Raw genomic sequence first — 11,721 nt, forward strand, 5'->3', positions numbered from 1 at the left:
GCAGTTCCGTGCGCTCGATCTCGACCGGCTGAAGGCGACCATGACGCAGCCGGTCGTCGTCGATCTCCGCAACATCTACCGCCCCGAGGACATGCAAGCCGCCGGCTTCGTCTATGAGAGCATCGGGAGGCTTGTCGCGCGTCCGAGTTAGCAAGCCAATCACTCAGCCTCGAGAAACGGTCCTGGTTCTCGCCATCCGGCTCACGGCGCCGGAGAAAGCGATCATTGCCATTCCACAAATGGCCCCCGCCACTTTGATCAGCGCGTCGATTAGCCGGCCGTGGCGAACAGGAGTCAGGTGCTGCAGGGCCTCCAGAATGAGCGCGCTTCCAATTACGATCAGAATGACGAGACCCGGACGGTTTGGATAGGTCAGCATAAATCCTACGCGGAGCAATAAGAACGCAGCAAAATGTTCGAGGTGAGGGGCCCCGATGGAGGGACGATCGTAGATCGGCGCTAGCGCCGCAAAAGCGATCAACGCGAGCGCCACCCTACGGACGTCATAACCGGGTCTCTCAATGCCAGGTCTAATCTCTTCGATCACGCTGACAATTTTTTCCGGTTTTGTGCCTTTTTACGAAGGTGTGGGTCAGCGCCCCAGCGCGGTGCCCGGGTTGCCAAAAGGCGACAGTGCAGAATTCAGGATCGCAAACCAGGTGAGCGAATTAAATGCCCGTGGTTTTTCGCCCTCGCCACGGTATTACCGCTCTCTTGCCTTTATCACTGCTGGTTGCTGCAATTAAATGTGGATTGTGGGACCGTTTTGTAACCCGTGCCTTGCCCGCTGCTTGGGCTTGATTGATTAATGCTCTTAGAACCGGGGATGGAGCTATGAACATCGATCATCTGAAGTTGCTGTCGCTTGACGAGCTTTTGAAAATTCACGACGAGGTGACCGCCAAACTTGGCGACACAATGTTGGCGGAGAAAGCCAGATTGGAGGAACGGCTGCGACGGATCGGAATGGCTCACGAAGCCACCCGGTTTGAGCGTAAGCGCCGGCAATACCCGCCCGTTCGTCCAAAGTATCGGAATCCGAAGAATCCGACGGAGACCTGGTCGGGGCGGGGCAGGATGCCGCGATGGCTCAAGCCGCAACTTCGAGGTGGCCGGAAGCTGGATGATTTCCTCATTGTCTCAGCATTTGATCAGACGCGACAGATTGACCTAATCAACGCGGGCATCTGCACCCCGTCGGCCGAAGAAATATTATAACGTGCTTGGGGTTTGCGACGCTAGGCTTGGCGGCAGCGAGCTGATGCAGTTTGAAGGGAGCCCCTAGGTGCCCAGGTCATGTCATCTGTCAAAAAGTCAGGCCGCGCGGCCACAGATCGTGAGCCCAGGCGCAAGCCCGCGCTCCGATGTTGGTCTCTGGCTGGCGGCGCACGGGCTTCTCTCTGAGAGAGCAAACTCGGCCGCTAGGCCTCTGAACAATGAACGCTTTGCGACTTGCATAGCTGCGCGAAGGCAGCCTTCGCCTCGTTAGTGCCAAAGCAAAAATGCGTTCCTTTGTCTTGCTTCTCGACCCACCAATCTGCCTCGCCTTGACGAGCGATGCGGGAAGCCTCAGCTCTCAGCCGGTCTATTTCGCGCGGAGCAGCGCTTACGATTAGACAGTGCACGATTTTGTCCTTCGTTACGAAATCCAATTAAACTCGACAAGTGACGTCCGCGGATTCAGGTGCGCATCGCGTCGATAGCGTGTGCGATTAAAATGCCCACGCTCAAAACAATTAGAAAAATAACCAACCAGGTACTCACGTCCACCTCCTGTCTTGGAAGTGAACCTTCCTGTTTATGCACAGTCAAAGGCATCGCGTAGGGAACCGCGATTTCAGCAGCGGCTGAGGATTCATTGCCACACGGGCGGGCTATCGTCGGAACGCAAGGAAAAGGAGTGTGCCGACGATGGCGGTCGCGAGAAGTGGAAACCAAATGTCGGGCACTTCGGGGACTCCGACTCACTGCGTCGGATTAAATGCGAGCTGCGCTCACAATTCTTCTGGTTTTCACTATTCTCCACAGCTCAAAAGAAGTGGCTGCAACTCGCAGCGATTATTTGCGGTATTATGTTCGTGGTCGGGTGACGTCAGCATTCAAAGCCTTTTCGATCTGGTGTGTTCGTTTAGCTAGCCGGCCCTTGCGTGCAGATTCATTCCCGGTCGACAGTTCCAGGTTTAACGCTTCTCGCGAGCATCAAGCTTAACTGGTGACATTCGTTGCCAAATTGCCGAGACGGAATATCGTCGCGTCGATCGGGTATTTTCCCGAGCCACCAGTTAGTGGGGGTTGCCTGAAAACAGGCATCGATTTCCATGATTCGATATTCGTCGTATGGAAGTTCGAACTATCGTGCACCTGCCGCGCAGTTCTCCTATCGCGACCCGCTTGAAACCGAGTACCGTCAGCTCATCGAGCTGCGAGAGCGGGTCAGAAAGGCCGAAGCCGGGGCCTCAAAACGGCTTACGGTCGCGACAAGGAAAAAGAACTCGCCGCAACGAAGATGAATCCGCTGGCAGGCATCTTCCGATGCGCGCGGCGGAGCACTAGGGCGGATCAAAGATTATCGCGCCTGACCTGACACGCTCCTTCGAGATTTCAACTTGATCTAGCTCGGGGCGACATTGGTGAGCTAATTATGCTCCGTCACGGTTCGGGTGTGGAGATATTGCGCCGACGAGTCCTGTCCGCCGAGCTGTCGCCGAAAATCCGCCCTCTGGTTTTCATCTTGTGGCCTTGCTTTGGTCAAACCGGCGTCGGGGACTGTGGACTTGCCCGATTTAATGCTCGCCCTCGGTTCGGGTGACATTGGGTGCGATGGGGAACGCCAATGCATTCGCCGATTAAACCGATATATCGCGGCTCACAGATTCATAGTCCCGCGCTCTCACCAGAAGACGTCGAGCTTGTTGCGCGCGCGGATGAACGGCTCGTCCACGCCTATGACCAGATCGCACGTGCAGATGAACAACTGGCGCGTGTCAATGAACAGCTTTCCAAGCTAGATCAGGATGGCACGCGCCCTCCTTCTCATCCGAAGAATTCCGCGAAATGGCTTCACCCACCTGACCGGGGGGCGCGCTCATCGGAGGGAAAGCCGGTACTGCGCGGCCTGATCGGTCTGCTGTTGGCAAGCGGCATCTGTGTGGCTGCTCTCACTGCGCAGTCATCTTATGGCGATGCGGCCAGAGAAATGATGTATCGGTGGTCCGCGCATGCCGTTTCACCTTCGTCGTTGCCGCAAGAAAGACCCGAGATCTCCTCGGCTCTGCCTACCACTCAGACGACTGCAACCGATGTGGCACTTCAGCAGCCGGCGCCATTGGCGCAGACTACACCGCACGATGCGACCCAAGCAGCCGCTCCCAGCTCGCTGGAGCTGGCGCCGATGCTCCAGGGAATGTCGGACGATCTTACCAACGCGCGGCAAGCGATCGAGCAGCTCAAGGCCAGCCAAGATCAAATCGTTCGCGACCTTGGCCAGCTCTCCGAGCAGCTTACGGCGTTCCAGGCACAAATGGTGCGAGACAGAGCGGATGCGGCCCAGCAGATTAGGATAGTTCAAGAACGAATACCCAGCATCGCCGCCAACACTTCCGAGCAAAATCTACGCCCTAAGACGCCAGTGCCTTCGCCAAGGCCCATTGCCGCAACGATCCGCAAACCTGTGCCAACCGTCCCGCGGCCGCAAGACAGGGGGCGGCCACACGCGCCGCTGCAGTTGCAGACCGATCAAGCCGTGCAGGACTAGGGATTAACTGTTTCAACGCGTCTGATTGCCGGGCCATGGAGGCTTGCCCTGCGCACCAAAAGGCTTCGGTGGCTTTTGATTTCCTTGAGAAGCAGCAATCTTCTTGCCTGTGCGGTGTTCAACAGGTCCTCAAAATGACCGAAGATATCTCGGGCTTGCGCATACACCTCCACGCCGATCGAGCGTTTTGGCCATAAGACGCGAGGCCTCCTCGATTTCGCAGGCGGTATTGGATCAAGCTGCCAGCTCAACGCGCTCTGGACCGAATGGAATTCTGCTTGATCTTGGAGTTCAGGCGCGATCCCGACCAAATCGATGCGCCGCAACGCGTTTTCGATTGTCTGTTGGCGATACGCCCTGACAAGCTTGTGGCGCAAGATCCGCTAGCGCTGGATTTCCAAGGAATTTTCTGCGACGTCAATCGCCAGCCGCCACTTGATGCAGATTGCGGAGCGAGGCCGGTGAAGATCGGCTGCCGCAGCATCTGGTAGCATTCAAGGCTGTCGCCGGGCAGTAGAAGTGGAGGAGCCCAATCCTCGAACTCCACCGCCATTGCGGTCGTCAAGAGCTCTCGTGTGGACTGATCGGACTATTCAGCGCTGTGGGACCCCGTTTGCGGAGGGCCGAGGGCGCTGTTGCTTGCTCCGCAACTGTCGCCATCTCGTGGCTTGCTGCCCATAGTTCACTCGCAACCGGGAGGGGAGATAATCGTCCTCGAATGTGTGGGAATGCGAGCGGCGTCTCTTGGCGCTCTCCGTCCCTGTTAGATTGGGGCGGGAGCGCGAGGCGTTCTCATCAGCGGAGCGCTCGGCGGACGCTCAGATGGCACGCTCCTTGCCAATCGGTCGGACCAGTGATCTTCGTTGCGAGGAGACGTGTAGCAATGGGACAAAAAAATCGAGTTTTCAAACGTCGAAAGCTCAACTTGGCACATGTCGCCCGCGATCTGGTGCAACTACTCGATGCGATCGAGGATCTTGAGGAGCTGAGAGAGAAGGTCCGGCTAGCAGAGGCAACCCGAGTGTTGCATTAGAGCCGCCTCTTCCTCAGGCTTGCTGACAATGCACGGTTGCGGCGCTGAAATCGGCAATGGTGGCTCACGCGGCTTTGCGCGTTTTCAGTGAGCCCTGCGACCAGTCGAGGCGCGCGTGCGGTCCTGGACTGTGCGCGCCGCCCTCAACTGTTTGGGCCGCGCCAGCAGCCATCTGCTGCAACAAAATGCCGAGATGTTGCAAAACACTTGGCGCCTCGGCGTCGACATGGCCACGGCGATGATGGGCCGCTCCACTGACCGGCTTGGCCGTGGCATAATCTAGCAGCAACTCGTTCCGTTCAATGCGCAGACTGAGAGGCGCTACTCGGCCGCGGCCTAATTTCTTGTCGACCCTGCTACCAGGGTGACCGCGTCATGAAGGCAAGCCACGTCATAGACGAGTTGGTCTAGACCCATCGACACTCGGATATCGGATGGAGCCTATCGGAACGATCGCCGCGATCGTCCTGATCGAGCTGGTGGAGGAACCAACTTGAGCGGTCATGGATTGTCCACCAAACGAGGGAGACCATCTATGATTCGAAAACCTCTATCTGTCGCACTTGCCTGCATCGCACTCTCGTCAGCGGCGTTTGCCCAAGGCGGTGGCGGTGGCGGTGGCGCTGGCAGCGGTTCGGGTGGCGGAGCTGGCGCCAGCGCGGGCCCGGCGGCAAGCTCTGGGGTCGGAACAGGGACCTCGTCGAGCAGCGCAACCTCGGGACCCTCGGCTCCTTCCGGCGTGGGGACTCGGGGCATCACCACCGGCGTCAACGTCAACACCAACACCACCCAGACCAATCCGAACGTCCAACCCCCGACCGCGAACGGAAAGACGCCAGCGGCGGCGCAGGCCGAGCGCAATTTCGGGGCTGGTCATTCAGCTAATGGAATACCCATCGGAAGCCCCGGATCAGGCACCAGCAACGAAGATCAGAAATAGACGACCTAGCATCAACTCTCACCGATAGGCCCGCAATTGCGGGCCTATCCCTTCGAGCCTCGAAGGGTGTATCAGCTCGCTATTGCGTCTTTGCGCGGCAGCTTTGATCAAAGATTCGACTTGAGCCGGAGCCGCCGCTACGCTCCGATTGCCCTCTTGCTTTTCCAATTATTCTTTTTTCGCCGGATTTTCTCGAAAATTGCGATGCAAACCATTTTGATTGTGCTCAGTTGCTGGCTGCTGCTGAACGCTTTCTAGCTGCTGATTGTCGTCCCGCCCCGCAAGTCCCGATTGTCGGGGTCCTCATTTAGAGCCATTGACGCCGTCGGATCCCGGCCGCCTCCAATCCAGATGCGGAGACCAAGTCAATGTGCGACGATCGTTCGCGGCACAGGTGCTTCGACATCCTGTCTTCCTGTTCGGAGCCTGTTCTAGATGATTTCAGGAAAGAGCGGGGGCGGACGGCTGAGAGATTTAAGATGCAGCCAAATGTCTCGCTTGGCTCGACACACCAGCCGACTGATTTCCTGTTTTGGCACTGGCACATTCGAAATATTCCCTGTTATCGGCGCACACCACTCCGTTCGAAGATCTCCGAATAGATCGGACAGCTCCCGGCCATTGTGTTAAAGCCGGGGATGAAAAAATTCATTTTGGCGACGCTGCTCATCACGACGCCGGCATTGGCGCAGAACGAACCACCAGCTCCGAAGGCCCCATTAACCGATCGCGAACGGGTTCAAGCCGATCGTGCGCAGGCCGCCACGCAGGAGAAGGACGCCCCAACAGCGCGCCCGTGGGACAGGGGCGCGGATGGCAAGCGGCCCTGGGACCGGGGTGCGCAGGCGAAGTAGCGCCTTCGAAGTAGCGCCTTCCCGGCAGGAAGTCGAAGCTTGGCCGGCAATCGCAAGCCATGGGTAAGGGGGCAGAGTTCAGTCGTCACTCGCCGGGCCACCTCACCTCCACTCTATCGAGCTGCCAGCTGCAACGGGGCTGTGACGTCACTTCCTCGCCAGTCGACGGCTCTATCTGACAGTTACTTCCACAGTGATCACGGACGATCCGCCTGCGGTTTTCATGCGGCCGCCCATTCGGTGATCATGGTTGGATGGGCCCAGGCGGACTCAAACAAAGCCGCCGCCACCGGCTGCCCGGTGTTGCGGCAGTCCATGGTTGAGCGCAGCTGGTCGCGAAACGCTTTGTCGTTCACCAAGCGTACCAATACCCCCACCAGCGTTGCGACACGGGCCGCGCTTGCGCCTTGAGCGCCGCGACTTCCTCGACAGAGCGAAGGTTGGGGCCATAGACCGCAGGCGGGTAAACATCATCCCAAAACACGTAACCGGTTTTGGCGTAGGCCGCCCGATGATGCGCCGGAGCAAGCGCGAGCTCCGCGGCTGGAGCTGCGGTCGTTATCAAGGCAAGGCCAAGAGCAGAAAGTGCAATGGATGGAGCAAGGGGCCGGAGGTTCATTGGATCAATCCCTCTCAAAATGGGCGAGAAATAATGCGACGGCCTCTGAAAGGTTGCAAGTCCATCGTTCCTTAGAATGACTGCGAAATCCAGTTTTTCGGGGGCGCGCAATCCGCCACCGCCGGTTCGGACAGAACGGACGTGAGAGTGAATATCGGTGATCGGCGCCGCCGGCGAACGACGGCGCTAGGGATGAGCAGGAAACCTGGATGCTGCTGCTCAGTCCAAGATCAGTCGTGTGCAATCTTTCGGCGCCGAGAGTCATCAAGAATCATGATGTCGACACACTGCTCGCTCTTGATAAGTACCGCACCATTCAGGACGGCTCCTATGACTTCTGCATTTGTCTTCGCCTTGATCTTCAGCGCTGGTGTCATCTTAGGCTATGCGCTGCGCAACTGGCGGCTGCAACAAAGGACGACAAACGAGCCTAATGGCAGCACCTCAGGCCGAACGGCCCGATCAACTCCCAACTCAACGTTCGGCCACGTCCGGCGGGCCTTTTAGGCCTCGTCTAGCGTGCGAGCGGCACCTCGGTTCTCACGACCATAGGCGACACAGGACATGACCCAGCCGAACAGGGACGCTCCACGACGGTACTTTGTGGACGGTGCAGGACGGCGCGTCCTTGTCGGTTTGACGATTGCGGAAACCATCGAGTTCGAGACGTTAGACAATCCCGACGCCCGCCTGGGCCCTGACCGTCGCTCCGATCAGCACAAGCCGGAGCAACGATGGCTCGAGCTCTACGCCAAGCATGAGCGAGCCTGGAGCAATTGGATGGCCGACACGCGAGCAGGGCGGGAAATTCCGCTCGCGCTCAACTAGGTGACGCTGTTAGCTCGTGATCGCCGAGGACCATCCGTTCGTCTCATGAAGCGATCTGCCTGACGAGTCGGCAGACATCTCCTGGCTGGTCATACCGCGAGCATCCGGCTGCCTTGTATGCTCATGAGGGTCAGATTGCCCGTGGCGTAGGCGCCGGTATCGATGTTGACTCGGTTTGCCAGAACTTCGGCGGTGCGGACCGGAGTGTGACCATGAACAATATACTTGCCGAACTGCTCGTCGCTCTGAAGGAACTCTTCGCGAATCCAAAGCAGGTCGCTTTCCCTTTGCTCGGCTAAAGGTACACCCGGGCGAACGCCGGCGTGGACAAAGAAAAAGTCTCCACAGGTAAAGCTAAGCCGTAAATCGTCCAGAAACTCCAGATGCTCGCCCGGCATTGCGCGGATCAAATCGCGCATTATCGATACCGGATCGTCGCGCTTCAGGTCTGGCGGCGCGAGCCCATAGGACATGAGTGTCTGGGCGCCGCCGATGCGAAGCCAATCTTCGAACAACGATGGGTCTTCGAAAACCTTCACCAGAAATGCCTCGTGGTTCCCCTTGAGAAAAATCGCGTTTCCCCGCCGGCTTCGTTCAATCAAGAGGTCAAGGGTGGAGCGCGTGTCCGGACCGCGATCGAGATAGTCGCCCATGAAGACCTCGATCGCATAGCGCGGCCGACTGTGGGCAACGTCGGCGTCGATCACCCGCAGCATGGGCTGCAGCAAATGCGAGCAGCCATGAATATCCGAGATCGCGTAAATTCGAACGCCGTCCGGCAGTTGCGGCTTATCAATTGGCGGGTGTGATCGGGCAAGAGATATCATGGCGCGCGCACTCGGAGAGGTGTGGGGATAATTTCGCCAAGTCGGCTCGCAGCCGCACATTACTAAGCACATTACTAAAGAGTGTCCCTTCTGAGATGGCCTGATTGCGCCGAAGGACAGAGAGCACGTTCGCTTGCTTAGCTTGTCGGCGCGCGCGGAGCAAATCAGGCAATTGCGCCAGGGGCTGCATTGCGCTCCGCAGCGGGAAGATGCATGCCTCGTTGAAGACGCTTGGGTCGATACAGCTTTAAATCGCAATCCATAGGAATTCGCGTAATCGATTCGTGGTGCTTTTGGAGTTAGTCACTCGCTGCGGGCAACGGGTGACCCGATCAAAAGAGGTTGGCCCGACGTGCCTACGGACGCTTGATACAAGCGCCCGATCGCGTCGAAGTGGAACTTGATTCAAAATAGGGCAGCGAGTTCGATCGTGTGTCAGCACTGTGACGCAATTTTTGGCGCGCGACACACAACAAATCGCGATGCATTCCTGCATCGCAAAAGTTTCGCGTGCAGCGCCACAATATCGCTGTGATCACTTCACAGTTTGGCGTCCGGGGAAATGACGGATCTTCAGCATCACGGATCAGCGTCAAGCATTCTTCGATAGCAGAGGTTCGAATGACTGTTGCAACTTATGGTTCTGGAAGCACTGGCGCGCTGCTATCAGCGCGCGGCACGGCTCTTCAGCGGCCGTTTCAGATCGTCATCATCGCTGCTGACTTCCTGCTGATCCTGCTCAGTTATGGTGCGGGAGTTGAGCTCTACAATGTTGCGATTGCCTCAACCGTCGACGGCGCATCGATGGGGGCCGGACTGATTGTCGGCGTTGTGTTCGTCGCGGTCGCATATTTTCAGGACGTATACGCCACCCACCGCTTGCTGAATTTGGTCTGGCAGCTTCGCAAGGCCGTCTTCATCTGGTTGGCGTCGCTGACAATCCTCGCTGTCGCGGCGTTCTTGCTGAAATCCACCGACAATCTGTCACGCGGCACAGTGATCATTTTTGCCGCAATCGGCGGCGCTGGATTAATCAGTCTGCGTTTTGTCTGGCAGTTCGTACTCGCGACCAATTATGCCAGAAGCCGGTTGGTCGATCGCAAGGTGATCCTGTTGAGCTTGAAGCCGCTCGATTTCACCTCAAACCGCTTCAAGGATCTGCGCAGAAACGGTTTCGACGTCATGCGCCATTTCGTGCTTGGGATCGACAGCGGCGATGGCCATTGGGAGCGACAGATTCGCGACGTCATTCGCCAGTCGCGCCAGGCGGACGTCGACGAATATCTTCTAGCGATCGATTGGAACGAATTACCGATGCTTCGAAAGCTCGGGCCCTACCTGCGCGCGGTGCCCCAACCGGTACGCCTTCTGCCGGACGATTCAATCGCCGACCTCGTGTCGCGCCCTTTCCTGCCGGTCAGCGGGACCGTGGCGGTGGAGATTCAGCGGCCGCCGCTCAGTGTTTTCGAGCGTCTCCAAAAGCGCTGTCTTGATGTAGGGGTAGCCTTGTTGGCGCTCGTCATGCTTACACCGCTGCTGTTGACAGTCGCCGTTCTGGTCAAGCTCGGTTCGCCGGGAGCTGCCATCTTCCGCCAGTCGCGCCGAGGGTTCAACGGCAAGCCTTTCGAGATCTGGAAATTTCGGACGATGACCGTCTGCGAAAATGGGCAGACGATTACCCAGGCCACCAAGCAGGATGCGCGGGTCACCAAGATCGGGCGCTTCCTTCGGATGACAAGTATCGACGAGTTGCCGCAGCTTTGGAACGTCTTGCGCGGCGACATGTCCCTGGTCGGGCCGCGCCCGCATGCACTCGCCCATGACAATTACTACGATGAGCTGATCAGCAAATACGTCTATCGGCATCACATGAAGCCCGGCCTGACGGGCTGGGCTCAGGTCAACGGCTTCCGGGGAGAAACGCCGACGATCGACCTGATGGAAAAAAGAGTGGAATATGACGTCTGGTACGTCAGCAATTGGAGCATCTGGCTGGATCTGAAGATCATGGCGCGGACGGCCTCAGCGGTGCTGTTCCAGGAAGCCTATTAGGAGCCGCGTAAAAGAGGACGCGGCAGCTATGGCCCCCTAGCTTCCATTGCGGGGCGTCTTCTTGAGGAGGCGAAGGAGGGCGTCCCGCAGCGCGAGCAGTGGCGGCACAAGGACGAAGAACGCTCCCATGGCGACCGAGGTGACGACGTGGCGAAGCGAAAAAGGCTCGTCATGCTCAAGCTCCCGGCGATTCGAGGCGAGCGGGGCAGGCGCGAGAGTGGTCGCCAGCGGCCGAGCCTCCCGCCGCGCCTTACGTGGGGGAACCACGATCAATACGAAAAGAACATTGAGCAATACCCAAATGCTCAAGACAATGAGAGCGATCACCATCCGAACCTACCGAAAAAGAACCAAGAGTATGGGCCCACGTTAGCCTCATGGAACTGGGAAGGAAAGGTGCTAAAAAATTCGGCAGTCCCAGCTTTGAACACGATCGATAGCCCGTCGCGGCAAGGGGTAAGTGGCAGCACGTCACTATCTTTATCTTTCGCCGGGATCGCCGTCGTCAATCCATGCCTTGGGCTATGGCAGAGATCGCCATTTGTGGGCCATTTGTGGATTCCGGATGAATACGGAGATGGGGCGCGCGGAGCCCGGGGATAGCCCCACCGGTTAGCCTATCGGCGTTTTGTGGAACCCGGACCAGATCGAGCTGCTAACGGATCTTGGCCGTCGGTGTCCCCCGTCGAAACCCTCCGGTGAAGGCCGCGGGTTAGCTGCGTTTAGCGCGCTTGCCTGCGGGTTTGCGCGACCATTTTTTGGCGAGGGCCGCAACTTCCGTGGTGAGCCACTCGGCCTCGTCGGCGTCAGGATC

The 11,721-nt window shown here is 58.1% G+C and carries 13 protein-coding genes and 1 pseudogene; 9 read left to right on the plus strand and 5 right to left on the minus strand.

Annotated elements, in window-relative coordinates; genetic code table 11:
* A pseudogene (locus GWG65_RS39540) lies at positions 1 to 151 on the plus strand (UDP-glucose 6-dehydrogenase); the annotation flags it as partial.
* A 12-nt stretch (positions 152 to 163) separates the two neighbouring features.
* Here GWG65_RS39540 and GWG65_RS39545 read toward each other — a convergent pair.
* The gene (locus tag GWG65_RS39545; RefSeq protein ID WP_275200814.1) at positions 164 to 547 is read right to left on the minus strand and encodes a VanZ family protein; all 384 of its coding nucleotides are present in this window, start codon (positions 545 to 547) and stop codon (positions 164 to 166) included.
* A 287-nt stretch (positions 548 to 834) separates the two neighbouring features.
* Here GWG65_RS39545 and GWG65_RS39550 point away from each other — a divergent pair, with 287 nt between their 5' ends.
* The 5 genes from GWG65_RS39550 (at position 835) to GWG65_RS39570 (ending at position 6,581) form a co-directional block, all read left to right on the plus strand.
* Entirely contained in the window at positions 835 to 1,218 is a 384-nt protein-coding gene (locus tag GWG65_RS39550; RefSeq protein WP_275200815.1) for an H-NS histone family protein, read from the plus strand.
* Positions 1,219 to 2,833: 1,615 nt separating this feature from the next.
* Complete coding sequence (locus GWG65_RS39555; protein WP_275200816.1) at positions 2,834 to 3,754, plus strand: hypothetical protein; 921 nt, start codon at positions 2,834 to 2,836, stop codon at positions 3,752 to 3,754.
* A gap of 278 nt (positions 3,755 to 4,032) precedes the next feature.
* Positions 4,033 to 4,245 (plus strand): hypothetical protein, encoded by a 213-nt coding sequence (locus GWG65_RS39560; RefSeq protein WP_275200817.1) that lies wholly within the window; start codon positions 4,033 to 4,035, stop codon positions 4,243 to 4,245.
* A 1,548-nt stretch (positions 4,246 to 5,793) separates the two neighbouring features.
* A complete protein-coding gene (locus GWG65_RS39565; protein WP_275200818.1) occupies positions 5,794 to 5,985 on the plus strand; it encodes a hypothetical protein in 192 nt (63 codons plus the stop codon).
* Between the two features lie 380 nt (positions 5,986 to 6,365).
* On the plus strand, positions 6,366 to 6,581 hold the full coding sequence (locus GWG65_RS39570) for a hypothetical protein (protein WP_275200819.1): 216 nt from the start codon (positions 6,366 to 6,368) through the stop codon (positions 6,579 to 6,581).
* Positions 6,582 to 6,802: 221 nt separating this feature from the next.
* Here GWG65_RS39570 and GWG65_RS39575 read toward each other — a convergent pair whose 3' ends face one another.
* Positions 6,803 to 6,937 (minus strand): hypothetical protein, encoded by a 135-nt coding sequence (locus GWG65_RS39575; RefSeq protein ID WP_275200820.1) that lies wholly within the window; start codon positions 6,935 to 6,937, stop codon positions 6,803 to 6,805.
* Positions 6,934 to 7,311, minus strand: a complete 378-nt coding sequence (locus GWG65_RS39580; RefSeq protein WP_275200821.1) for a hypothetical protein — start codon at positions 7,309 to 7,311, stop codon at positions 6,934 to 6,936. Before GWG65_RS39580 ends, GWG65_RS39575 begins: the two co-directional genes overlap by 4 nt.
* Before the next feature lie 98 nt (positions 7,312 to 7,409).
* Between GWG65_RS39580 and GWG65_RS39585 the strand changes: the two genes are divergently transcribed.
* A complete protein-coding gene (locus GWG65_RS39585; protein ID WP_275200822.1) occupies positions 7,410 to 7,634 on the plus strand; it encodes a hypothetical protein in 225 nt (74 codons plus the stop codon).
* Between the two features lie 130 nt (positions 7,635 to 7,764).
* On the plus strand, positions 7,765 to 8,028 hold the full coding sequence (locus tag GWG65_RS39590) for a hypothetical protein (protein ID WP_275200823.1): 264 nt from the start codon (positions 7,765 to 7,767) through the stop codon (positions 8,026 to 8,028).
* A gap of 89 nt (positions 8,029 to 8,117) precedes the next feature.
* Here the strand turns inward: GWG65_RS39590 and GWG65_RS39595 are convergent, their stop codons facing one another.
* A complete protein-coding gene (locus tag GWG65_RS39595; RefSeq protein WP_275200824.1) occupies positions 8,118 to 8,855 on the minus strand; it encodes a metallophosphoesterase family protein in 738 nt (245 codons plus the stop codon).
* Positions 8,856 to 9,476: 621 nt separating this feature from the next.
* Between GWG65_RS39595 and GWG65_RS39600 the strand changes: the two genes are divergently transcribed.
* Entirely contained in the window at positions 9,477 to 10,907 is a 1,431-nt protein-coding gene (locus GWG65_RS39600; protein WP_275200825.1) for an undecaprenyl-phosphate glucose phosphotransferase, read from the plus strand.
* 36 nt (positions 10,908 to 10,943) lie between these two features.
* Here GWG65_RS39600 and GWG65_RS39605 read toward each other — a convergent pair whose 3' ends face one another.
* A complete protein-coding gene (locus GWG65_RS39605; protein ID WP_275200826.1) occupies positions 10,944 to 11,237 on the minus strand; it encodes a hypothetical protein in 294 nt (97 codons plus the stop codon).
* Positions 11,238 to 11,721: the final 484 nt, after the last annotated feature.

It is taken from the genome of Bradyrhizobium sp. CSA207 (assembly GCF_029051685.1).
In the GTDB taxonomy this organism is placed as follows: domain Bacteria; phylum Pseudomonadota; class Alphaproteobacteria; order Rhizobiales; family Xanthobacteraceae; genus Bradyrhizobium.

Bases quoted from the DNA above. Each gene is read 5' to 3' on its own strand.
- GWG65_RS39550 (WP_275200815.1), top strand. From the start codon at position 835: ATGAACATCGATCATCTGAAGTTGCTGTCGCTTGACGAGCTTTTGAAA.
- GWG65_RS39555 (WP_275200816.1), top strand. From the start codon at position 2,834: ATGCATTCGCCGATTAAACCGATATATCGCGGCTCACAGATTCATAGT.
- GWG65_RS39570 (WP_275200819.1), top strand. From the start codon at position 6,366: ATGAAAAAATTCATTTTGGCGACGCTGCTCATCACGACGCCGGCATTG.
- GWG65_RS39585 (WP_275200822.1), top strand. From the start codon at position 7,410: ATGCTGCTGCTCAGTCCAAGATCAGTCGTGTGCAATCTTTCGGCGCCG.
- GWG65_RS39590 (WP_275200823.1), top strand. From the start codon at position 7,765: ATGACCCAGCCGAACAGGGACGCTCCACGACGGTACTTTGTGGACGGT.
- GWG65_RS39595 (WP_275200824.1), bottom strand. From the start codon at position 8,855: ATGATATCTCTTGCCCGATCACACCCGCCAATTGATAAGCCGCAACTG.
- GWG65_RS39600 (WP_275200825.1), top strand. From the start codon at position 9,477: ATGACTGTTGCAACTTATGGTTCTGGAAGCACTGGCGCGCTGCTATCA.
- GWG65_RS39605 (WP_275200826.1), bottom strand. From the start codon at position 11,237: ATGGTGATCGCTCTCATTGTCTTGAGCATTTGGGTATTGCTCAATGTT.